23 protein-coding genes and 1 other RNA gene are annotated in these 21,076 nt (G+C 63.6%); 13 read left to right on the top strand and 11 right to left on the bottom strand.

Annotated features, from left to right (window positions below; translation table 11 throughout):
• The first annotated feature begins 180 nt into the window (after positions 1–180).
• From JYK05_RS02915 to JYK05_RS02895, 5 genes are all read left to right on the top strand, one after another.
• Complete coding sequence (locus JYK05_RS02915; protein ID WP_175939687.1) at positions 181–570, top strand: ATPase; 390 nt, start codon at positions 181–183, stop codon at positions 568–570.
• The gene (locus JYK05_RS02910; protein WP_175939686.1) at positions 567–881 is read left to right on the top strand and encodes a cell division protein ZapA; all 315 of its coding nucleotides are present in this window, start codon (positions 567–569) and stop codon (positions 879–881) included. The genes JYK05_RS02915 and JYK05_RS02910 overlap by 4 nt, the downstream gene beginning before the upstream one ends.
• A 118-nt stretch (positions 882–999) precedes the next feature.
• Positions 1,000–1,182: non-coding RNA, 6S RNA (gene ssrS, locus JYK05_RS02905), on the top strand.
• Positions 1,183–1,274: 92 nt separating this feature from the next.
• Positions 1,275–1,733, top strand: coding sequence for an EVE domain-containing protein (locus JYK05_RS02900; protein ID WP_206467721.1), 459 nt, complete (start codon positions 1,275–1,277; stop codon positions 1,731–1,733).
• Between the two features lie 115 nt (positions 1,734–1,848).
• Positions 1,849–2,538, top strand: a complete 690-nt coding sequence (locus tag JYK05_RS02895; protein ID WP_371826412.1) for an SIMPL domain-containing protein — start codon at positions 1,849–1,851, stop codon at positions 2,536–2,538.
• 54 nt (positions 2,539–2,592) lie between these two features.
• Here the strand turns inward: JYK05_RS02895 and lgt are convergent, their stop codons facing one another.
• Together lgt and JYK05_RS02885 are read right to left on the bottom strand one after the other, a co-directional pair.
• Positions 2,593–3,489, bottom strand: coding sequence for a prolipoprotein diacylglyceryl transferase (lgt, locus tag JYK05_RS02890; RefSeq protein WP_175939684.1), 897 nt, complete (start codon positions 3,487–3,489; stop codon positions 2,593–2,595).
• A 36-nt stretch (positions 3,490–3,525) separates the two neighbouring features.
• A complete protein-coding gene (locus JYK05_RS02885; protein ID WP_175939683.1) occupies positions 3,526–4,482 on the bottom strand; it encodes a LysR family transcriptional regulator in 957 nt (318 codons plus the stop codon).
• Between the two features lie 106 nt (positions 4,483–4,588).
• Here JYK05_RS02885 and ilvD point away from each other — a divergent pair, with 106 nt between their 5' ends.
• Positions 4,589–6,262 (top strand): dihydroxy-acid dehydratase, encoded by a 1,674-nt coding sequence (ilvD, locus tag JYK05_RS02880; protein ID WP_206467720.1) that lies wholly within the window; start codon positions 4,589–4,591, stop codon positions 6,260–6,262.
• 76 nt (positions 6,263–6,338) lie between these two features.
• On the opposite strand, the gene JYK05_RS02875 is transcribed toward ilvD, so the two are convergent.
• From JYK05_RS02875 to JYK05_RS02865, 3 genes are read right to left on the bottom strand one after another with little or no spacing between them, the layout of a single operon-like run.
• On the bottom strand, positions 6,339–6,719 hold the full coding sequence (locus tag JYK05_RS02875; protein WP_241269828.1) for a DUF2486 family protein: 381 nt from the start codon (positions 6,717–6,719) through the stop codon (positions 6,339–6,341).
• Positions 6,720–6,759: 40 nt separating this feature from the next.
• A complete protein-coding gene (locus tag JYK05_RS02870; protein ID WP_206467719.1) occupies positions 6,760–7,176 on the bottom strand; it encodes a DNA polymerase III subunit chi in 417 nt (138 codons plus the stop codon).
• 7 nt (positions 7,177–7,183) lie between these two features.
• A complete protein-coding gene (locus tag JYK05_RS02865) occupies positions 7,184–8,725 on the bottom strand; it encodes a leucyl aminopeptidase (protein WP_206467718.1) in 1,542 nt (513 codons plus the stop codon).
• Between the two features lie 160 nt (positions 8,726–8,885).
• Here JYK05_RS02865 and lptF point away from each other — a divergent pair, with 160 nt between their 5' ends.
• The 5 genes from lptF to JYK05_RS02840 all read left to right on the top strand — a co-directional run bounded on the left by lptF (position 8,886) and on the right by JYK05_RS02840 (position 12,511).
• Entirely contained in the window at positions 8,886–9,983 is a 1,098-nt protein-coding gene (lptF, locus tag JYK05_RS02860; protein ID WP_206467717.1) for an LPS export ABC transporter permease LptF, read from the top strand.
• A gap of 4 nt (positions 9,984–9,987) precedes the next feature.
• Positions 9,988–11,136, top strand: a complete 1,149-nt coding sequence (gene lptG, locus JYK05_RS02855) for an LPS export ABC transporter permease LptG (RefSeq protein ID WP_206467716.1) — start codon at positions 9,988–9,990, stop codon at positions 11,134–11,136.
• Positions 11,137–11,161: 25 nt separating this feature from the next.
• On the top strand, positions 11,162–11,527 hold the full coding sequence (locus tag JYK05_RS02850; RefSeq protein WP_206467715.1) for a sirohydrochlorin chelatase: 366 nt from the start codon (positions 11,162–11,164) through the stop codon (positions 11,525–11,527).
• A 154-nt stretch (positions 11,528–11,681) separates the two neighbouring features.
• On the top strand, positions 11,682–12,116 hold the full coding sequence (locus tag JYK05_RS02845) for a hypothetical protein (RefSeq protein WP_206467714.1): 435 nt from the start codon (positions 11,682–11,684) through the stop codon (positions 12,114–12,116).
• On the top strand, positions 12,113–12,511 hold the full coding sequence (locus JYK05_RS02840; protein WP_175939674.1) for a hypothetical protein: 399 nt from the start codon (positions 12,113–12,115) through the stop codon (positions 12,509–12,511). The genes JYK05_RS02845 and JYK05_RS02840 overlap by 4 nt, the downstream gene beginning before the upstream one ends.
• A gap of 12 nt (positions 12,512–12,523) precedes the next feature.
• On the opposite strand, the gene cobA is transcribed toward JYK05_RS02840, so the two are convergent.
• From cobA to JYK05_RS02810, 6 genes are all read right to left on the bottom strand, one after another.
• A complete protein-coding gene (gene cobA / locus JYK05_RS02835) occupies positions 12,524–13,282 on the bottom strand; it encodes a uroporphyrinogen-III C-methyltransferase (protein ID WP_206468189.1) in 759 nt (252 codons plus the stop codon).
• Positions 13,283–13,306: 24 nt separating this feature from the next.
• Entirely contained in the window at positions 13,307–14,620 is a 1,314-nt protein-coding gene (locus tag JYK05_RS02830; protein WP_371826398.1) for a sulfate adenylyltransferase subunit 1, read from the bottom strand.
• Positions 14,621–14,648: 28 nt separating this feature from the next.
• Positions 14,649–15,611, bottom strand: coding sequence for a sulfate adenylyltransferase subunit CysD (cysD, locus tag JYK05_RS02825; RefSeq protein WP_206467713.1), 963 nt, complete (start codon positions 15,609–15,611; stop codon positions 14,649–14,651).
• A gap of 80 nt (positions 15,612–15,691) precedes the next feature.
• Positions 15,692–16,423 carry a phosphoadenylyl-sulfate reductase gene (locus JYK05_RS02820; protein WP_206467712.1) on the bottom strand — a complete coding sequence of 244 codons (732 nt, stop codon included), beginning with the start codon at positions 16,421–16,423 and terminating at the stop codon, positions 15,692–15,694.
• A gap of 3 nt (positions 16,424–16,426) precedes the next feature.
• The gene (locus JYK05_RS02815; RefSeq protein ID WP_206467711.1) at positions 16,427–16,966 is read right to left on the bottom strand and encodes a DUF934 domain-containing protein; all 540 of its coding nucleotides are present in this window, start codon (positions 16,964–16,966) and stop codon (positions 16,427–16,429) included.
• Positions 16,967–16,976: 10 nt separating this feature from the next.
• On the bottom strand, positions 16,977–18,653 hold the full coding sequence (locus JYK05_RS02810; protein ID WP_206467710.1) for a nitrite/sulfite reductase: 1,677 nt from the start codon (positions 18,651–18,653) through the stop codon (positions 16,977–16,979).
• A gap of 217 nt (positions 18,654–18,870) precedes the next feature.
• On the opposite strand from JYK05_RS02810, the gene JYK05_RS02805 reads away from it, so the two are divergent.
• A complete protein-coding gene (locus JYK05_RS02805) occupies positions 18,871–19,812 on the top strand; it encodes a CysB family HTH-type transcriptional regulator (RefSeq protein ID WP_175939669.1) in 942 nt (313 codons plus the stop codon).
• A gap of 61 nt (positions 19,813–19,873) precedes the next feature.
• Positions 19,874–21,043: an ABC transporter substrate-binding protein gene (locus tag JYK05_RS02800; RefSeq protein ID WP_206467709.1), complete on the top strand. Its 1,170-nt coding sequence runs from the start codon at positions 19,874–19,876 to the stop codon at positions 21,041–21,043.
• Positions 21,044–21,076: the final 33 nt, after the last annotated feature.

Genomic DNA, 21,076 nt, shown 5'->3' with positions numbered 1-21,076 from the left:
CGAGCGAGCAACGAGCAAGCGTCGCCATCCGCGCATCCGAGTGCGTCACGCGCGGCCATTCCGCACATGAATACGCGGCGATGCGCGCAAGATCGCGTGTTGTTACGTCTCGAAACGAGACAATTATCGGAAGCACCGTTGAACCGCGCTAAAATGCCAGGTCTTTAGAGGACGCAGCACATGCTCAACGAACTCGAATCACTGTCAGGAAACATCGGCCGGCTGATCAAGATCAGCGAGCGCCACAATCAGGCGCGTCTCGCGCTCGAAGCACAAATCGAACAGCTGCGCGCCGATTACGCCGGCGTTCAGGCCGAACTCGCGCAGGTTCGCCACGAGCGCGACACGCTGCAAGGCGAACGCGATTCGCTGTCCGCGAAGATCGACGACGCGCAAGTGCGCCTCAACGCGATCCTCGAAAAGCTGCCGCGCGGCAAAGCGCATCATGCCGAAAGCGACAATCAGCTCGATCTTCTGAACGCCGAATCCAGCGCGTCGCGCGAAGCGCAGCACGAACATGCGCACGCGGAAGAAGTGCACGGCGAGCACCATCAAGGAGAGAAGGCATGACGACCACGCAGATCGAAGTATCCATTCTCGGCCAGCAGTATCGCCTCGCGTGCTCGCCGGAGACCGAGGCCGCGCTGCGCGAAGCCGTGGCCCGCGTCGATGCCGAAATGAACAAGGTACGCAACGCAAGCAGCGTGCGCGGCACGGACCGCATCGCGGTGATGGCCGCGCTTTCGCTGGCGTCCGAACTGCTCAAGCTGCAGGAAAGCGTGCGTCACGGCGAAGCGTTCCCCGCCGAGGAAATCCGCCGCACCATGCATTCGATGAACGAGCAGCTCGGCGCGGTCATTGCGCAATATGAAGCGCACTGAGCGAAGCGCACTGACGGTCATGCGCTGATCTAATCAGCGTTGCGGTATCCATCAAAAAAAGATACCGCGAGAAACGCAGGCAAGGGCTGCAAGGACCAAACGTTTGGTGTACAGTGAGGTCTCCCTGCCTGGTACGCCAAGGTCATATATTCCTTGAACCAATGCTACATTGGCACGGTTGCGGAACGTTGCAGCACGGGCGCGCGCGTCACTCTGTCTGATGTACCCGAAGTGTTGCTTACCGCGACCAATCTTGAACCCAGGTTCAGGATGCCGGCCTAGCGGCTGAGGCGGGGACCTTATTTCTGGAAGCACGAACGGCATCGGTTCTTACCGGTGCCGTTTTTGTTTGCATCGCCCAAAACCGCACGCACACTCCTTCACGCCGAACTCATGCGCTACTGGCTGATGAAGTCCGAACCGGACGAAGCGAGCATCGATCATCTCGCGCACGCGCCCAAGAAGACGCTGCCGTGGACCGGCGTGCGCAACTATCAGGCGCGCAACTTCATGCGCGACCAGATGCAGATCGGCGACGGCGTGCTCTTCTACCATTCGAGTTGCCCCGAGCCCGGTATCGCGGGAATCGCGAAGGTCTGTTCGACGGCGTATCCCGACCCCACGCAGTTCGATCCCAAGAGCGCCTACTACGATCCCAAGTCCAAGCAGGACACGCCGCGCTGGATGCTCGTGGATGTGAGCTTCGTGAAGAAGACGCGGCTCATTCCGCTCGCCGAACTGCGCGAGCATCCGGAACTCGCCGGCATGCAGGTGCTCGCGCGCGGCAACCGCCTGTCGATCACGCCGGTCACCGAGAACGAATGGCGCTTTATTACCGAACGCCTCGTCTAGAGCAGGAACTAAGGACTGGAGGCGGACGCCTAAGTGCGGTCGCGAATCACGCGACGCCTTGCGTTGGAGTCCTTCGATGATGAACAAGAAAATCGCCGCCGCCCTCGCCCTCGCGATGTCGAGCGTCACCCTCGCCTATTCCGCCTCCGTCGCCGCGCAGACGGTCATCGCCAATCCGCAGCCCGCGGGCGTGCTTTCGCTTTCGGCGCAGGCGAGCGCGCAAGTGCCGCAGGATGTCGTCACCATCACGCTCTTTTACGAGCAGGAAGCCGCCGATCCTTCATCGCTCACCGCGACGCTCAATCAGCGCGCCGAAGCTGCGTTGCGCGAAGCGAAGGGTGTCGATGGCGTCACCGCGAAAAGCGGCTCGTTCACGGTGTATCCGTCCACCGACCGGGACGGCAAGATATCCGCATGGCGTGGGCGCACGGAGATCGTGCTCGAATCGCACGACTTCGCGGCGGCCTCGAAGCTCGCGGGCAAGATGAGCTCGTCGATGCAAGTTGGCAACGTCACGTTCTCGCTGTCGCCGGAAGCGCAGCGCGCCGCGGAGCAGAAGCTCTCGACGCAGGCCATCGATTCGTTCCGCAAGCAGGCGCAAGCCGCCTCGCAGGCGTTCGGCTACAGCAGCTATTCAATTCGCGAGGTGAACGTCGGGCATAGCGGCGTGGCGCCGCGCCCGGTGATGATGATGCAGTCGCGCGCCATGGGCGCCGATGCCAAGATGGCCGCGCCGATGGCGCTCGAAGCCGGCACGACGACCGTGACCGTCGATGTGTCCGGCTCGGTGCAGATGGGCCGCTGACCGAGCGAGGCCAAGCGAACCCAAGCGGGACCGCAAGCGCGGCCCCGCGCGAAATCACGCCGCGTTCGCCGCCACGCGACGATGCCGCTTGTACGCCCACACCATCATGATGACGCCGGCGACGATCATCGGCAGCGAAAGCCACTGGCCCATCGAGAGGCCGAGCGCGAGCAGGCCGAGATAGTCGTCCGGTTCGCGGGCGAATTCGACCGTGAAACGCGCGAGTCCATAGCCAATCAAAAAGAGCGCGGAGATGGCGCCGACCGGGCGCGGCTTACGCGAGAACGTCCAGATCACGATGAATAGCACGATGCCTTCCAGCGCAATCTCATACAACTGCGACGGATGGCGCGGCAGCATGTGATAACGCTGGAAGATGTCCATCAGATGCCACTTCGCGTCGAGTTGCGGGTTCTTCGCGAGCCAGATGGCGTCGTCGTTCGTCGAGTTCTGGAACAGCATCGCCCAGGGCGCGGCCGGGTCGGTCACGCGGCCCCACAGCTCGCCGTTGATGAAGTTGCCGAGACGCCCCGCCGCTAGGCCGAGCGGCACCATCGGCGCGACGAAATCGGTCACTTGCAGCCACGTGCGTTTGCGCTGGTACGCGAACAGCACCATCGCGAAGGTCACGCCGAGAAAGCCGCCGTGAAACGACATGCCGCCTTCCCACACCTTGAAGATATCGAGCGGATGCGCCGCGTAATAGCTCGCCTTGTAGAACAGCACATAGCCGATGCGCCCGCCGAGAATCGTGCCGAGCACGCCGTAGAACAGCATGTCGTCGATGTCCTTCGCGCTCCAGCCTTGCGCGGCGACATACGGCAGCCGCAGCCGCAGTCGTCCGATGACGATGGCGGAAATGAACGCGACCAGATACATGAGGCCGTACCAGCGCACGGCGAGCGGTCCGAGGTGAATCGCGACGGGATCGAAATTGGGGTGAATGAGCATCGTAGAGTTCTAGAGCCAAGCGAAGTCAGGCACGAATCATAAAGCAGAGACGGCGGCGGCCCGCGCGCGCACGATCTCGATGAAGCCGGCGAGCACCGGGCTCACCTCGGCCGCGCGCCACACGAGGCCGGTTTCGACGACCGGCGCATCCGCCACCGGCCGCAGCGGTCGATACACCACGCCCGTGCGCCGCAAATGCCGCAGCGACTGCGGCACGAGCGCGACGCCCATGCCGGCGGACACGAGGCTCACGATGGTCTGCATCTGGATCGCCTCCTGCCCGATGCGCGGCGTGAGTCCCGCCGCGCCGTAGCAGCCCATAATGATGTCATACAAACCCGGCGCGAGACGCCTCGGAAACACGACAAGCGGCGCGGCGGCGAGATCGCGCAGATCGACGGGCGTGTCGGCCCATTCGGCCGTGCCCTGCTGCAATTGCTCGGCGGCGTCCGAGGACATCGCGACGACGAGCGGCTCGCGGGCAATCGCAAGATACGACAGCGACATCGCGTGCCGCGGCGGCAGCGGCGGAATGACGAGCCCCGCGTCCACGCGACCGGCGACAAGTTCTTCGATCTGCACGTCGCTCGTCGCTTCGGTCAGTTGCAGGCGCACGCCGGGATAGCGCGCGCCGAAGTCGCGCAGCAGCGCGGGCAACAGGCCGTAGTCCGCGGTGGACACGAACGCCAGCGACAGCACGCCCGCCTCGCCACGCGAAAGCGACTGCGCGAGCGGACGCAGCGCATCGGCGGCGGCGAGAATGCGCCGCACCTCTGGCAGCAGATCCTTGCCGACCGGCGTCAATTCGACGGTCCGTTTCGTGCGCGCGAACAGCGCGACGCCAAGCGCGTCTTCGAGCGCGCGAATGGCCTGCGAAAGCGGCGGCTGCGTCATCGCGAGACGCGCGGCGGCGCGGCCGAAATGCATCTCTTCGGCCACGGTCACGAAATAGCGCAGCAAACGCAGTTCGATCGGCGCGTTTCGCTCGTCCATCAATATCTTCTCCGACCTAATAGACCCTGAATAATATATTGGACAGATACAAGCCGACGCTGCATTCTTGCGCCACTAGACAAAAGAATCTTCAAGGAGCCCCAACATGGCCTTCAATCGCCGCTCGAAAAACGTGACGCAGGGCGTCGCGCGTTCGCCCAATCGTTCGATGTACTACGCCCTCGGCTACAAGGAAGAGGATTTCGACAATCCGATGATCGGCGTCGCCAACGGCCACTCGACCATCACGCCGTGTAACGCCGGCCTGCAGCGCCTCGCCGATGCCGCCATCGCGGCGATCAAGCAGTCGAACGCGAATCCGCAAGTGTTCGGGACGCCGACGATCTCCGACGGCATGTCGATGGGCACCGAAGGCATGAAGTACTCGCTGGTGTCGCGCGAGGTGATCGCGGACTGTATCGAGACGGCCGTGCAGGGCCAGTGGATGGACGGCGTCGTCGTGATCGGCGGCTGCGACAAGAACATGCCGGGCGGCATGATCGGTCTCGCGCGCATGAACGTGCCGGGCATCTACGTGTACGGCGGCACCATTCGTCCGGGCAACTGGAAGGGCAAGGACCTGACTATCGTGTCGTCGTTCGAGGCGGTCGGCGAGTTCACGGCGGGCCGCATGTCGGAAGAAGACTTCAAGGGCGTCGAGAAGAACGCGTGCCCGTCCACCGGCTCGTGCGGCGGCATGTACACGGCCAACACCATGAGCTCGTCGTTCGAGGCGCTCGGCATGTCGCTCCTGTATTCGTCGACCATGGCGAACCCCGACGACGAGAAAGTGGACTCCGCCGCCGAATCGGCGCGCGTCCTCGTCGAAGCCGTGAAGAAGGACCTGAAGCCGCGCGACATCATCACGAAGAAGTCGATCGAGAACGCGGTCGCGCTCATCATGGCGACGGGCGGCTCGACCAACGCCGTGCTGCACTACCTCGCCATCGCGCACGCGGCGGAAGTGGAATGGAGCATCGACGACTTCGAGCGCATGCGCAAGAAAGTGCCGGTCATCTGCGATCTGAAGCCCTCGGGCCAGTATGTCGCGACGGACCTGCACAAGGCCGGCGGCATCCCGCAAGTGATGAAGATCCTGCTCGACGCAGGTCTGATGCACGGTGACTGCATCACGATCACGGGCCGCACGCTCGCGGAAGAACTGAAGGACGTGCCGAGCAAGCCGCGCGCGGATCAGAAGGTCATCTACCCGATCGAGCAGGCGCTCTACAAGGAAGGCCACCTCGCCATTCTGCGCGGCAATCTCGCGGAAGACGGCGCGGTCGCGAAGATCACGGGCCTCAAGAATCCAGTCATCACCGGCCCGGCGCGCGTGTTCGACGACGAGCAAACCGCGATGGAAGCGATTCTCGCCGACAAGATCAAGGCCGGCGATGTCGTCGTGCTGCGCTATCTCGGCCCGCAGGGCGGCCCGGGCATGCCCGAGATGCTGGCGCCGACGTCGGCGATCATCGGCAAGGGACTGGGCGAATCGGTCGGGCTCATCACCGACGGGCGTTTTTCCGGCGGCACGTGGGGCATGGTGGTCGGCCACGTCGCGCCGGAAGCGTACGCGGGCGGCACGATCGGGCTGGTGCAGGAAGGCGACTCCATCACCATCGACGCGCACAAGCTGCTGCTTCAACTGAACGTGGACGACGCGGAAATCGCGCGCCGCCGCGCCGCCTGGAAGAAGCCCGCGCCGAAGTACACGCGCGGCGTGCTGGCGAAATTCGCGGCGCTGGCGCTGCCGGCAAATCGCGGAGCGGTGACGGGCTGAAGCTGACCGGCATTCGGTGATGCAAGCAAAAGGGGCGCTCGATGCGCCCCTTTTGTCGTTCCTGGCAACGGGAGACTCAGCCGCCCCGCTGCCGCTGCAACTCTTCCTCGACCGCCACGGCCACCCACTCGCGCATCTTGCTTTCGAGCGCCAGCGACACTTCGCGCGTGATCTCCTGCACCATCTTCGCCGAATGCTCGCGCAGCACGTCCTGGCAACGCGCCTCGATGATCGCGCGGGCATCGCCGCTCAGGAACTGCGTGACACGGCCTTGCAGCCGCTCGCCGACGCGTTGCGCTTCGTAGGCCGCAGCGGCGTCGTTGACGCCCGCGGCGCGCGCGAATTCCGGCTTGCCGGGCACGACGACATCGGTGAGAACGGGAATGGACGAATCGAACGATTCAGGCGTGTGCGTGTTGTCGGTCATGATGTCGGAATGGTCTTCAGTGGTCTCCACGCGCCGATGCTAACGCGGCGCGAGATTACGCACTGTTCGCTCAACCGCCTTGCTTGTGCGTTTCGATGGCGTAGCCGCGATCGCGATAGAAGCGAAAGCGCTCGCGCCCCGCCGCGAGTTCGTCGGCGTCGTCGCCGATGATTTCCACCAGACGCTCGAAGCGCGCGAACTGCGCGGGCACCGGCGCGCCCAGATTCACGAGCACCTGATGATGCGGCACGTCGTCGAGATCGGCGGCGAGCACGACCGGCGTTTCCTGCGCGAGCGCGCTCTTCGCCATGCAATGCGGCACGAACTCGAGCGGCGCGAAGGTCCACAACTGTTCGTCGAACGCGGCGAGGCGCGCCGGGTCCGCGAGCACGACGAGCGAGCGCCCGCTCGCATACGCCTTGCGCGCGAGGCGGCAGGCATAGGCGAGCGGATCGCCGACGTTCGTGTGAAAGTCGATGCGCGTCATGGCGCGATCACTGCCCCGCGCGGTCGATCAGGAACTGCGAGAGGAGCGGCACCGGACGTCCGGTCGCGCCCTTCGCCGCCCCGCTCTTCCACGCGGTCCCGGCGATATCCAGATGCGCCCACGGATAGTTCTGCGCGAAGCGCGACAGGAAGCACGCCGCCGTCACGCTGCCCGCCGGACGCCCGCCGATGTTCGCGACATCCGCGAAATTCGACTTGAGCTGATCCTGATACTCCTCGTCGAGCGGCAGACGCCACGCCGGATCGACCGCCTCGCGCGATGCGTCGAGCAGTTCGCCCGCGAGCGCGTCGTCTTTCGAGAAGAGGCCGGTGTTGTGATGGCCGAGCGCGATGATGCACGCGCCCGTCAGCGTGGCGATATCGACGACCGCAGCCGGCTTGAAGCGGTCTGCGTAAGTGAGCGCATCGCACAGAATGAGGCGGCCTTCGGCGTCCGTGTTCAGCACTTCGATGGTCGTGCCGTTCATCGCGGTGACGATGTCGCCCGGTTTCAGCGCGTTGCCCGCAGGCATGTTCTCGCACGTCGGCACGATGCCGATCACGTTCAGCTTCAGGCCCATTTCGGCGACGGCGCGCATAGTGCCGAAGACCGAGCCCGCGCCGCACATGTCGTACTTCATCTCGTCCATTGCCTCGCCGGGCTTGATCGAGATGCCGCCCGAATCGAACGTGATGCCCTTGCCCACGAGCACGATCGGCGCGTTCTTGTTCTTGCCCTTGCCCGATTCGCCCGAAGCCGCGCCCGCGCCCTGATACTGCATGACGATGAACTGCGGCGGCTGCACCGAGCCCTTCGCCACGGAAAGGAACGAGCCCATGTTGAGCGCCTCGATCTGCTTGAGGCCGAGCACGTCTACTTTCAGCTTCCAGTCGCGGCCGAGCTGCTTCGCGGTCTGGCCCAGATAGGTCGGCGTGCAGACGTTCGGCGGCAGATTGCCGAGATCGCGCGTCAGGTCCATGCCGTTCGCGATCGCGACGCTCTGCTTGATCGCGGTGCGGCCGGCTTTCTCGTCCGCTGCGTCGATGCTGAAGACGATCTTCTTCAGCGAGCGCGCGCCGTTTTCGGGCTTGCTCTTCATCTGCGTGAACTTGTAGGTAAGTTCACGCAGCGCGAGGATGGCGGCGCGCACCGCCCAGTCGCCGCTGCGCTCCTGGATGGGCAGTTGCGCGAGCGTGAACGTGACTTGCGCGATCTTCGTGCCGAGAATGAGGCGCCACGCGGCGCGAACCGCTTCGCCATACGCTTTCTGATTAAAGGCGTCCTGCTTGCCGAGGCCGACGAGCAGCACGCGCGCCGCGCCGATGCCCGTGACTTCCGGCACCAGCAGCGTGGTGCCCGCGCGACCGTTCATGTCGCCTGCCTTCACGATGCGCGAAATCAAGCCTTTCGTCGCGAGATCCAAGGCGAGGGCCGCGCCCGAGAGCGTCTGCGCTTCGAAGACGCCGAGCACCACGACATCGGCCTTTCCGGTCAGGAAACCATTTGACTCGCCTTTGCTCCAATCACAGGCTTTTATGCTAAAGTCCATCGCGCTTATCCTCGGTAAAATCCAGGCTGAAGGATGAAAGCCGCAATTATCCGCTATTTTTACCGCGGCGGTCACAGGCTCGCGGCGCCGGGGAACGAAGCTGCGTTTCCCGGGTCAGTCAACGCGTAGCCGCATCGCCGCCGGCCTCAAGCAGAAATCAATGATCTTCGAACGCTCCCTGCAGCGCGAACTCGCGTATACGGCCGGCGCCGTATTCATGGTGCTGCTCACGATCATGCTCACGACGATGATGATCCGCATCGTCGGCTTCGCGGCTCAAGGTCAGGTCGACCCGCGCGATGTCGTCGTGCTGATCGGGCTCACCGTCATCGGCTATCTCGCCGTCATGCTGATCGTGACGCTCTTCGTCTCGATTCTTTTCGTGCTCACGCGCTGGTATCGCGATTCGGAGATGGTCGTGTGGCTCGCCTCGGGCGTGAGCCAGACCCAGCTCATCAAGCCGATCGCCGTTTTCTCCACGCCGATCATCATTCTCATCATCTTCTTCGCGTTCATCGGCTGGCCGTGGTCGAACCAGCAAAGCAAGCTCATCAAGGCGCGTTTTCAGCAGCGCGACGAAGTGTCGCTGCTCGCGCCCGGCCAGTTTCGCGAGTCGCCGTCGAGCCATCGCGTGTTCTTCATCGAGAAGATGTCGCCGGATCAGGGGCACGTGGAAAACGTGTTCGTCACGAGCACCGAAGGCGGCAAGGTCAACGTGATCGTGTCGAAGAACGGCCACACGGAAACGCGCGCGGACGGCGACCGCTTCATTGTGCTGGAAGACGGACGGCGCTACGACGGCACGCCCGGCCAGCCGAACTTCCGCATCACGGAGTTCGCGCGGTATGGCGTGAAGATCATGAGCCATCAAGTGGTCAATACGCCGACCACGACCGGCATCTCCACGCCCGATCTTCTCGCTAATCCGACCAAGGAAAACCTCGCGGAATTCGCCTGGCGCATGGGCCTGCCGCTCATCGCCATCAACCTGATGCTGCTCGCCATTCCGCTGTCTTATCAGAACCCGCGCCGCAGCCGGACCATCAATCTCGTGATGGCCGTGCTGATCTATCTCACGTACTCGAACTTGCTGAACGTCGTGCAGTCGTGGATCGAACAGGGCAAGCTCTCGTTCGGCGTCGGCATTGTCGGGCTGCATGTGCTGGTGCTCGCGCTCGTCGCGTTCATCTTCTGGCTGCGCGTGCGCAACCGGCCGCTCTTCACGCGAGCGAGTTTCACGCGCTCGAAGGGAGCCTGAGCCCATGCGCATCTACGAACGATACTTCGCGCGCCAGATTTACCTCGCCTTCATCTTCATTCTGTTCGCGTTCTCGGGCCTGTTCTTCTTCTTCGATCTGATCAACGAACTGAACACGGTCGGGCACGGCAACTACAAGTTCACGCTCGCGGTGCTGCGCGTGGCCTTGCAGACGCCTTCGCGCTTCTACGAAATCATTCCGGTCGCCGCGCTCATTTCCGCCATCTACGTGTTCGCGCAGATGGCGGCGGCCTCCGAGTTCACCATCTTTCGCGTGTCGGGGCTCTCGACCGGCGCGGCGCTGCGCTCCCTGCTGAAGATCGGCGTGCCGCTCGTGCTGGTGACGTACATCATCGGCGAAGTGGTCGGGCCGTATGCGGATCAATTGTCCGAGCGCGTGCGGCTGGAGGCGCTCGGCTCGTCCGTGTCGTCGAATTTCGAGTCGGGCGTGTGGGTGAAGGACACGCTCTCCGCGAAGGAAAACGGCGAACAGGTGACGCGCTTCGTCAATGTCGGCACGCTGAACCCGGATACGACGATCGCCAACGTGCGCATCTACGAATTCGATTCGAAGTTCCGGCTTTCGAGCGTGCGCATTGCGAAAAGCGGCGTGTATCAGCCGCCGGGCCACTGGAAGCTGACGGGCGTAACGGAGACGCAACTGGTCGATGCGCAACCGCAGAGCGCGAACGCCGGCGACGCGCTCAACCCCGTGTATCGCGCGAAGGAGACGACACTGCCGCAGTTCTCGCTGCGCTCCGAGCTGACGCCGCAGATTCTTTCGGTGCTGCTGGTGTCGCCGGATCGCATGTCGATGTTCAATCTCTTCCGCTATATCCAGCACTTGACGGAGAATCATCAGGACACGCAGCGGTATCAGATCGCGTTCTGGCGCAAGATTTTGTATCCGTTCGCGGTATTCGTGATGCTGGTGCTGTCGCTGCCGTTCGCGTATCTGCATACGCGCGCGGGCGTGGTGGGCGTGAAGGTGTTCGGCGGCATCATGATCGGCATGAGCTTCCAGTTGTTCAATACGCTGTTCTCGCATATCGGCACGCTGAACACATGGCCCGCGCCGATTACGGCGGCGGCGCCGGCGCTGGCATACCTGGCAATCGGCTTGCTGGGTCTCAAATGGGTCGAGCGGCACTGACGGCCGCTTAGCGGAGGACAACGCGATGGGCAGACACGGCATCATCCTCTTCGGACACGGCGCGCGCGATCCGCGCTGGGCTGAGCCGTTCGAACGCCTCGCCGTGAAGCTGCGCGCGTTGCGGGGCGATCCGGTATCGCTCGCGTTTCTCGAATTGATGACGCCGGATTTGCCCGCAGCGGTCGCCGCGCAAGCTTCGGACGGGTGTGATGCGATCACCGTCGTTCCGGTGTTCTTCGGGCAAGGCGGGCACGTGCGGCGGGATTTGCCCGAAGTGGTGGCGAAGTGCCGGGAGGCGCATCCGGGTGTGGTCATCCACTGCGCGACGGCGGTCGGCGAGGATGATGCGGTGCTGGATGCGGTGGCTCGATATTGCTTGAAGCAGACTTAAGGCCGCCTTAACCGCCGCTCTTAGCGCGATCAAGGAAAGATTCGGATTGCGGCAGTTATTTAGGGATGCAGACGATGCTAGGATCGACTACCAGATGTCGACGTTATCACTGCGTCGACGAAACAGCCGTTTCTGATCACTGTTCCCTACTCGCATGGAACGTTTGCTTTACAACTGCTTCGTCCGAGTCTTCACGTACACGCTGCCCTTCTGGCTCGGCGTTTTCGAACTCACTGTGCACCAGGCAATGAAAGAAAGAAGCCCGGCAGCGTTTCTTCCGCCGGGACTCATGCTCAGTTCCATTGCAATGCTCATCCCGCTTTGTCTCGTCGGGGCTGCGCCAGGACTCTGCGCGACGCCCGTCGACAAGTTCCGATACCGGTGCGACGTTGCGCTCATCGCCGTTGCGGCGAGTCTGGCGGTGGGAGGGATGCCTCTCTGGCACCGCATGCTGGGCGCCTCGTTGTCCGAGGTTCAGGACATTGGCATACCCTTCTCCCTGTTCGGTTGGGGAGCGGCCAAGACCGTCGCGGTCGTGTATTATTTTCTAACGGTCGGCTTGTCCGAAATTAAACGTCTGACGACATGATCGATATTCTGGCATCGCTTCGGCAAGGCTACGGCGTCTTCGTTATCGCTAGCGTCACGCTTTTGACGGTTTGGAGCGTCGCTTATTTCTTTCGAAGACAGGTAGCGCGGTTAGAGGCTTGTCGCCCGGCCACGCAGACGGCATCACTGTCCGAGATCTGGCGGGATGAACAGCATGTGGTGATCGGCGACCTTAGCCAGAAGTTGCAGGAAATGACTCGCCTGCAGAACGACCTGCTCAGCTTGCGGGATGAGTTGGTCGGCGTCGAAGCGCGATTGGAAGCCGAAGCTGTCTCGTTCTCAAGAAGCGGCGCAAAGACGTCCGCGGCGACAACAAAAAGTCGATATGTCGGCGCTCTGCGGCATAAGCGAACCCGCGTCTCCTCAGCCGGCTAGCGTCCCCACAACTTAAGCCGCCGCCTGCATCCCCTTAAGATGCACCTTCGGCTTTCCCGCCGACGCCCTTTCCTTGAACGCCTCGCCGATCATCAACAGACTCGGCTGCGACGGGTCCAGCCACGCCTGCGCCTCGCCGAGCGCCATGCGCGCGAGCGTCAGCGTGAGCGTGCGTTCGCGCGGCGTGCTGCACGCCTCCACGATCGCCACCGGCGTCGAACCCGGCCGCCCCGCGTCGATCAACTGCTGCGCGATATCCGCCGCGCTGTCGCGGCCCATGTAGAAGACGAGCGAATCGGCCTTCGCCTGCTCGCGAATGTCCTCGCTGTCCGCCGCGCGGCTGTGCGTGGCGAGCGCGACACTGCGCGACACGCCGCGCAACGTCAGCGAGCGCCGCAGCGTCGCAGCACTCGCGAGCGCCGCCGTGATGCCCGGCACCACTTCGTACTCGATGCCAGCCGCTTCGAGCGCGCGCATCTCCTCGTCAGCACGGCCGAAGAGCATCGGATCGCCGCCCTTCAGCCGCACGACGACGCCATGCTCGCGCGCCGCATCGACGATCTGCTTGTTGATGAAATGCTGGGCGGTCGACCGCTGTCCGCAGCGCTTGCCGACCGCGATCCGCTTCGCATTCGGCGCGTAGTCGAGCATCGCCGGCTCGATCAGCGCGTCGTGCAGCACGACATCCGCCTGTTCGAGCAAGCGCATGCCGCGCACGGTGATCAGATCCGCCGCGCCCGGTCCCGCTCCGATCAGATAGACCTTACCCATGTGCATTTCGTCCGTCATCAAGCATCAAGCCGCGATTTCGCGAATCATACCGGCCGCAACCGTGTGATGCGTCGCCTCGTCGATCAGCACGAACGCGCCGGTGCCCTGATGCGTATCGTACTCGTCCGCCACGATCGGCTTTTGCAGCGTGAGCGCCACGCGGCCGATGTCGTTCATCGCGAGCGTCGTGCGGTCCACCGAGTGCGACAGCGTGTGCACGTCCAGCACCTCTTTCACCGCACCGATGCGCGCGAACACGGTGTTGGTCGTCTGCTTCAGCAGATACTTGCGCTGCGGCGAAAGCGGCTCTTCGTCGAACCAGCACAGGTCGGCTTCGAGCTTTTTCGCCGGAGTCACAGCAGCCGTCGCCGGGACGAACGTATCGCCGCGCGACACGTCCACGTCTTCCGTGAGACGAATGGTCACCGTCTGCCCCGCGAACGCGCGATTCACCGACGCCACGCCGCCCGGCACCGGCGCGATGATTTCCGCGACCGTCGCCTGGCGATTCGCCGGCAGCACGTTGATCGCATCGCCCACGCGCACCTCGCCCGCCTCGACGCGGCCCATGTAGCCGCGGAAGTCGTCGGCCTGCGAGCCGTCCTGACGCGCGACCCATTGCACCGGGAATCGCAGCGCCTGTTCGTTCGGCTGCGCGACCGGCAGCGATTCGAGCAGATCGAGCAGCGGCTCGCCCGCGTACCACGGCATGCGCTCGCTCGCGCTCACGATGTTGTCGCCCTTCAGCGCCGACACCGGCACGAAGCGCACATGCTCGAGACCGAGTTGACGCGCGAGCGCGACATACGCGTCGCGAATCTCGTTGAAGCGCGTCTCGCTGTACTCGACCAAATCCATTTTATTGATCGCGACGATCACGTGCTGCAAGCCCAGCAGCTTCACGATGGCGCTGTGGCGCTTGGTCTGCGGCAGCAGTTGCGCTTCGCCGTTTTCGAACGTGACGCGCGTCGCGTCGACGAGAATGATCGCGGCGTGCGCCGTCGATGCGCCCGTCACCATGTTGCGCGTGTATTGCTCGTGGCCCGGCGTGTCCGCGATGATGAACTTGCGCTTGGCGGTCGCGAAGTAGCGATACGCGACGTCGATGGTGATGCCCTGCTCGCGCTCGGCTTCGAGACCGTCGGTCAACAGCGACAGGTCGATTTCATCGCCGACGGTGCGCTTGTTTTTCGCGCGCGAGATGGCCGACAACTGGTCCGAGAGAACCGCCTTGCTGTCGTACAGCAGGCGGCCGATCAACGTGCTCTTGCCGTCGTCGACGCTGCCCGCCGTGATGAAGCGCAACACGCCCAGGTCTTCCGCTTGATAGATGCTCATGATTCGTTGGTTCCTCGGAGCGTGATGCTTAGAAATAGCCTTGCTTCTTGCGCTGTTCCATCGCGGCTTCGGACGCTTGGTCGTCCATGCGCGTGGCGCCACGCTCGGTAATCTCGGTCACGGCCGTTTCGGCGATGATCTTCTCGACGTCGTCGGCGTCGCTCGCCACCGGGCACGTGCAGCTGATATCGCCGACGGTACGGAAACGCACCTGCGCGATCTCCGGCGTCTCGCCTTCGCGCACCGGCGTGAGCGGCGTTACCGGCACGAGCAGCCCGTTGCGACGCACGATTTCGCGATCGTGCGCGTAGTAGATGGACGGCAGTTCGAGCTTCTCGCGCGCGATGTACTGCCACACGTCGAGCTCGGTCCAGTTCGAGATCGGGAACACGCGCAGATGCTCGCCCGCATGCAGACGCGCGTTGTAGATGCTCCACAGTTCCGGGCGCTGCGCCTTCGGGTCCCACTGGCCGAATTCGTCGCGGAACGAGAAGATGCGCTCTTTCGCGCGCGCCTTCTCTTCGTCGCGGCGCGCGCCGCCGATCATCGCCGTGTAGCCGTATTGCTCGATAGTTTCGAGCAGCGTGACCGCTTGCGCGGCGTTGCGCGAATCCGTCTCGCGGCGCAGGCGCACGGTGCCCTTCTTGATCGAATCCTCGACGTGGCCGACGACCAGTTCCGCGCCGATTTCGGCCGCGCGACGGTCGCGGAAGTCGATGACTTCCTGGAAGTTGTGGCCCGTGTCGATATGCACGAGCGGGAACGGCAGCACCGTCTTGCGGTTGCCGCCGAGGCCGAACGCCTTCAACGCGAGCGCCAGCACGACGACCGAATCCTTGCCGCCCGAGAACAGCAGCGCGGGCTTGCTGCACTCCGCGACGAGTTCGCGCAGGATGTGGATCGACTCGGCTTCGAGCCAGTCGAGGTGGTCCATCCGCGTCGCCTGATTGACGATCGGGGCGGTGACGTTGGGGTCGAGCGTGGTGCTCATGTTCGTCGATCCTTTTTTGTGCGGCATGGTTCGCCAAGCCGCGTTCAGTAACAGGGTTCAGGCGGCGTCTGTGCGCCTTGTCAGATCGCGGAGCTCGGCGCTTCCTGGACGATCTTGATGCTGCTGATGTTGGTCATGTGCAGACCGCATTCCTTCGTATCGCGCGATTCCCACCACCAGCGGCCCGCGCGGCTGTCCTCGCCGGGGCGCACGGCGCGCGTGCACGGCTCGCAGCCGATGCTCGGATAGCCGCGCGCATGCAGCGGGTTCACCGGCACGTCGAAGGCTTTCAGGTAGTCCCACACGTCCGCTTCGGTCCAGTCCGCGAGCGGATTGAACTTCGCGATGCCGCGCGGCGCGTCGTGCTCTTCCTCGTGCAGTTCGGCGCGCGTCACCGACTGCTCGCGGCGCTGGCCCGTGACCCACGCGGAGACATCGGCGAGCGCGCGGTTGAGCGGCTCGACCTTGCGGATATGGCAGCAGCTCTTGCGCAGGTCGATGCTCTCGTAGAACGCATTCAGACCATGATCGCGCACGTATTCATCGACAGCGGCTTGCTGCGGATGAAACTGCTCGATGTCGTAGCCGTAGCGTTCCTTCACGCGGTCGATCATGCCGAGCGTTTCCGCATGCAGACGGCCCGTGTTCAGCGAGAAGATGCCGATGCCGACCTTGCGCGAAAGAATGGCGTGCGTGAGCACCATGTCTTCGGCGGCGAGGCTGCTGGCTAGCTTGACGCGCTCGTGGCGCGCTGCGATCGAATCGAGCAGCGCGTCGAGGCGTTCAACCTTGGCTTGCAGTTCTGGCGTCATGCCTCAGGCTCCGAGCGTGGCGAGCACCGCGGCGCGGCGGCGGAACAGCGGTTCCCGATTGTCGGTCGCGCCCTGATACAGCTCGCTGAATTCGTTGAACGCGTTGAGCGCGTCGTTGATGTCCTTGTCCGCGCGCACGGCAAAAGCGTCGAAGCCGCAGCGGTAGTGGAAGAACACCTGATCGCGCAGCACGTCGCCAATGGCGCGCAACTCGCCCTTCCAGTTGTAGCGCTCGCGCAGCAGGCGGCCGATGGAAAAGCCGCGGCCATCGCGAAACACCGGGAAATCGACCGCGATTACTGCGATCTTGTCGAAATCCGGCGTGAGGTCGGCGGGTTCGTCGTCAGGCGCGAGCCACACACCGATCGATTCCTTCGCGCGCGATGCCACGAGCGCGTCCTTCGCGTCCTTCCACAGCGCGAACGGCACGATCACCTTGCCTGCGGGAAGCGCATCGACTGTCGGCAGCGCGCCGTCTTCAGCAGCGCGCACGACGGTGAAATCGTCTTCGACGACCGCGCGGTTTTTGATAATCAACGTCATCTGCAGATCCTTAAGCGTGGGCTTGGCGCGATGCGTACACGCGCTCCTTGAACGGCGCGATGCCGATGCGGCCGAACGTCTCGATGAAGCGCTCGCCTTCCAGGCGGTTCTCGACGAAGGTGTCGATCACGCTCGAGACGACGTCCGGCATTTCATGCGCCGAGAACGACGGCCCGATGACCTTGCCGAGGTGCGCGCCGGTCGCGCCCGAGCTTTGCTCGCCGCCGAGCGTCACCTGATACCACTCGGAGCCGTCCTTATCGACACCCAGCACGCCGATGTTGCCGACGTGGTGATGACCGCACGCGTTCATGCAGCCCGAAATGTTGATCGACAGGTCGCCGAGGTCGTAGACATAGTCGGCGTTGTCGAAGCGTTCCTGAATCGCTTGCGCGATCGGAATCGACTTCGCATTCGCGAGCGAGCAGAAATCGCCGCCCGGGCACGAGATGATGTCCGTCAGCAGGCCGATGTTCGCCGCCGCGAGACCGATCGCCTTCGCGCGCTCCCAGACGGCGTACAGATCGCGCTTCTTCACGTTCGCGAGAATCAGGTTCTGCTCGTGCGAGACGCGGATTTCGCCGTAGGAGAACTCATCGGCGAGATTGGCGACTTCGTCCATCTGTTTGTCGGTGGCATCGCCGGGCGCAACGCCCGTCGGCTTCAGCGACAGCGTGACCGCCGCGTAGCCGGCAATCTTGTGCGGGCGCACGTTGCGCTCGACCCAGCGCGCGAACGGCTTGCTTTCGATCAGATGCTTCTCATACGAGGCGTCCGTGTCGGACAGCTTTTCATAGATGGGCGGCGCGAAGAACTTCGACACGCGGTCCACTTCGTCCTGCGTGAGCGTCGAGGGACCATCCTTCAGATGCGCCCACTCTTCTTCCACCTGCTTCGCGAACTTCTCGGGCGACAGCGCCTTCACGAGAATCTTGATGCGCGCCTTGTACATGTTGTCGCGGCGGCCGTAGCGGTTGTACACGCGCAGCACGGCTTCGCAGTACGTCAGCAGATGCTGCCACGGCAGGTCTTCCTTGATGACCGCGCCGATGATCGGCGTGCGGCCGAGCCCGCCGCCCGCGAGAATGCTCGCGACGACTTCGCCCTGCGCGTTCTTCTTCAGATAAACGCCGAGATCGTGAATCTGCACGGCCGCGCGGTCTTCAGCCGAGCCGCAGACGGCGATCTTGAACTTGCGCGGCAGCCACGCGAATTCCGGGTGGAACGTGGACCACTGGCGCATGATTTCGGCCCACGGACGCGGATCGACGGTTTCGTCCGGCGCCACGCCCGCGAACTGGTCCGCCGTGATGTTGCGGATGCAGTTGCCCGACGTCTGGATCGCGTGCATCTGCACCGATGCCAGCTTGCGGAGGATTTCCGGCGTTTCTTCCAGCTCGATCCAGTTGAACTGGATGTTGGTGCGCGTGGAGAAGTGGCCGTAGCCGCGGTCGTGCTCCCGCGCGATGGTCGCGAGCATGCGCAACTGGTCGCTGCGCAGGTTGCCGTACGGAATCGCGATGCGGTGCATGTATGCGTGGCGCTGCATGTACAGGCCGTTTTGCAGCCGCAGCGGACGGAATTCTTCCTCGCTCAACTCGCCCGACAGACGCCGGCGAACCTGATCGGCGTACTGCGCGACTCGTTCGTCAACGATTCGCTGGTCGATCTGATCGTATTGGTACATTCGGGGGCCCCAAGTTTTTGTTTAGCCGCCGGCGCCCTAGGTTGCGCCGCGCGTCAGATATCCATTGATTCGCCGGCGCGCACAGCGTTCAGACGGAACGCTCATTTGCTAATGACGAAAACAGCTATGGATATTGGAAAAATTGGACTGATAGTAATAAACCTGCTATATGTTGCAAACGACTGAAAAATTACTTTGATATGCGCGTGGGTTATAAATGAATCTGCATCAGTTCCGCTTCGTGCGCGAGGCCGTGCGGCAGAACTTCAACCTGACCGAAGCCGCGAAGGCGCTGTATACATCGCAGCCGGGCGTGTCGAAGGCGATCATCGAGCTGGAAGACGAGCTGGGCGTCGAGATCTTCACGCGGCACGGCAAGCGCGTCCGGTCGCTGACGGAGCCGGGGCGCATCATTCTCGCTTCCGTCGAGAAAATCCTGCAGGAAGTGGAAAGCCTGAAGCGCGTCGGCAAGGATTACGCGGCGCAGGATCAGGGCAATCTCGTGATCGCCGCGACCCACACGCAGGCGCGCTACTCGCTGCCGTCGGCCATCGCGGAATTCAAGAAACGCTTCCCGAAAGTGCATCTGTCCATCCTGCAAGGCAGCCCGACGCAGGTCGCCGAGATGGTCATTCACGATCAGGCGGACATCGCCATTGCCACCGAAGCCATCGCCAACTATAAGGAACTGGTGTCGCTGCCCTGCTTCCAGTGGCAGCATCTGGCGGTCATGCTGCCCGAGCATCCGCTCCTCGAACGCAAGCTTCTCACGCTCGACGATCTCGTGCAGTACCCGCTCATCACGTACGAAGCGGCGTTCGCCGGGCGCACGAAGATCAACCACGCGTTTCAGCTGCGCAATCTGACGCCGGATATCGTGCTCGAAGCCATCGACGCGGACGTCATCAAGACTTACGTCGAACTGGGGCTCGGCGTCGGGATCATGGCGGATATCGCGTTCAATCCCGAGCGCGACCGCCATTTGCGCGCGATGCCGGTCGGGCATCTGTTCGGCACGAACGTCACGCGGCTCGCGCTCAAGCAAGGCGCTTATCTGCGCAGCTATGTGTATACGCTCGTCGAGCTGCTTTCGCCGTCGATGAACCGGAAGCTGATCGAGCAGGCGCTCTCCGGCGAGCACGAAAGCTACGAACTCTGACTCTGAAGGCGACGGCGCAACGCCGATCACAAAAACACGAACTTCCCTGGAGAGCTTTCCGATGACGTTGTCGAAATTCACGCGCCGGCTCTTCGCCGGCGCCGCGCTGGCTGTGCTGTCCGTGTTGCCCGCCGCCGCGCACGCGCAGATCAAGGTAGGCGTGGACTTGTCGAGCACGGGACCTGCCGCCGCCATCGGCATCACGAGCAAGAACGCGATGCTGATGTGGCCGAAGACCATCGCGGGACAGGACGCGCAGTACATCATTCTCGACGACGGCTCGGACCCCGGCGCGGCAGTGCGCAATATCCGCAAGCTGATCACCGAGGACAAGGTGGACGTGATCGTCGGGCCGAACATCACGCCGGCCGCGCTCGCGGCGCTCGATCCGGTCGCGGAATATCAGACGCCGATGATTACGCTGATCGGCTCGGCGTCGGTGGTCGAACCGCAGGAAGGCAAGAAGGTCTGGGCGTTCAAGATGGCGCAGACCGACCGCGCGATGGCCGACGTGATGACGCGCTACATGTCCAACCACGGCGTGAAGACGGTCGGCTTCATCGGTTTCGCGGACAGCTACGGCGATAGCTGGCTCTCCGAATTCACGAAGTTCGCGGATCTTCGCCACATCAAGATAGTCGCGACCGAACGCTTCAACCGGACGGACGCGAGCGTCACCGGCCAGATTCTGAAGCTGATGGCCGCAAAGCCCGACGCCGTCTTGATCGCGGGCGCGGGCACGCCGACCGTGCTTCCGCAGCGCACGCTCGTCGAGCGCGGCTACAAGGGCGCGATCTATCAGACGCACGGCATCGCGACGCCGGAGTTCATCAAGCTCGGCGGCAAGGACGTCGAAGGCACGCTCTTTCCGACGCAGCCGGTGGTCGTCGCGCGCACGCTGCCGGCCGATCATCCGTCGAAGAAGGCCGCGCTCGCATTCGTCGATGCTTACGAGGACAAGTACGGCAAGGGCACGGTGACGCAGTTCGCCGGCGACGCGGCGGGCGTGTATCCGCGCTTGCAGGACGCGGCGACGCGCGCGCTGAAGGCGGGCAAGCCGGGAACGAAGGAATTTCGCGTCGCGCTGCGCTCGGAACTGGAGCACGCGCATGAGCTGGTGGTGCCGAACGGCGTCGTCAATACGAGCGCCAGCGACCACGTCGGACTGGATCAGCGCGCGAGCGTCATGGGCATCGTCCGCAACGGGGCGTTCACGTATCTAAGCCAGTGATCCGCGGACAACCGGCGCTGCTTGCCGAGCGCG

The sequence above is a fragment of the Caballeronia sp. M1242 genome (assembly GCF_017220215.1).
In the GTDB taxonomy this organism is placed as follows: Bacteria; Pseudomonadota; Gammaproteobacteria; order Burkholderiales; family Burkholderiaceae; genus Caballeronia.
This window is presented reverse-complemented; position numbering and strand designations above follow the sequence as displayed.

Coding starts and splice junctions, on each gene's coding strand:
- JYK05_RS02800 (WP_206467709.1), top strand. CDS start 19,874: ATGACGTTGTCGAAATTCACGCGCCGGCTCTTCGCCGGCGCCGCGCTG.
- JYK05_RS02815 (WP_206467711.1), bottom strand. CDS start 16,966: ATGACGTTGATTATCAAAAACCGCGCGGTCGTCGAAGACGATTTCACC.
- JYK05_RS02870 (WP_206467719.1), bottom strand. CDS start 7,176: ATGACGCGCATCGACTTTCACACGAACGTCGGCGATCCGCTCGCCTAT.
- JYK05_RS02805 (WP_175939669.1), top strand. CDS start 18,871: ATGAATCTGCATCAGTTCCGCTTCGTGCGCGAGGCCGTGCGGCAGAAC.
- JYK05_RS02840 (WP_175939674.1), top strand. CDS start 12,113: ATGATCGATATTCTGGCATCGCTTCGGCAAGGCTACGGCGTCTTCGTT.
- JYK05_RS02895 (WP_371826412.1), top strand. CDS start 1,849: ATGTCGAGCGTCACCCTCGCCTATTCCGCCTCCGTCGCCGCGCAGACG.
- ilvD (WP_206467720.1), top strand. CDS start 4,589: ATGGCCTTCAATCGCCGCTCGAAAAACGTGACGCAGGGCGTCGCGCGT.
- lptF (WP_206467717.1), top strand. CDS start 8,886: ATGATCTTCGAACGCTCCCTGCAGCGCGAACTCGCGTATACGGCCGGC.
- JYK05_RS02850 (WP_206467715.1), top strand. CDS start 11,162: ATGGGCAGACACGGCATCATCCTCTTCGGACACGGCGCGCGCGATCCG.
- JYK05_RS02915 (WP_175939687.1), top strand. CDS start 181: ATGCTCAACGAACTCGAATCACTGTCAGGAAACATCGGCCGGCTGATC.
- JYK05_RS02845 (WP_206467714.1), top strand. CDS start 11,682: ATGGAACGTTTGCTTTACAACTGCTTCGTCCGAGTCTTCACGTACACG.
- JYK05_RS02820 (WP_206467712.1), bottom strand. CDS start 16,423: ATGACGCCAGAACTGCAAGCCAAGGTTGAACGCCTCGACGCGCTGCTC.
- lgt (WP_175939684.1), bottom strand. CDS start 3,489: ATGCTCATTCACCCCAATTTCGATCCCGTCGCGATTCACCTCGGACCG.
- JYK05_RS02885 (WP_175939683.1), bottom strand. CDS start 4,482: ATGGACGAGCGAAACGCGCCGATCGAACTGCGTTTGCTGCGCTATTTC.
- JYK05_RS02910 (WP_175939686.1), top strand. CDS start 567: ATGACGACCACGCAGATCGAAGTATCCATTCTCGGCCAGCAGTATCGC.
- cobA (WP_206468189.1), bottom strand. CDS start 13,282: ATGGGTAAGGTCTATCTGATCGGAGCGGGACCGGGCGCGGCGGATCTG.
- JYK05_RS02810 (WP_206467710.1), bottom strand. CDS start 18,653: ATGTACCAATACGATCAGATCGACCAGCGAATCGTTGACGAACGAGTC.
- JYK05_RS02900 (WP_206467721.1), top strand. CDS start 1,275: ATGCGCTACTGGCTGATGAAGTCCGAACCGGACGAAGCGAGCATCGAT.
- cysD (WP_206467713.1), bottom strand. CDS start 15,611: ATGAGCACCACGCTCGACCCCAACGTCACCGCCCCGATCGTCAATCAG.
- JYK05_RS02865 (WP_206467718.1), bottom strand. CDS start 8,725: ATGGACTTTAGCATAAAAGCCTGTGATTGGAGCAAAGGCGAGTCAAAT.
- JYK05_RS02830 (WP_371826398.1), bottom strand. CDS start 14,620: ATGAGCATCTATCAAGCGGAAGACCTGGGCGTGTTGCGCTTCATCACG.
- lptG (WP_206467716.1), top strand. CDS start 9,988: ATGCGCATCTACGAACGATACTTCGCGCGCCAGATTTACCTCGCCTTC.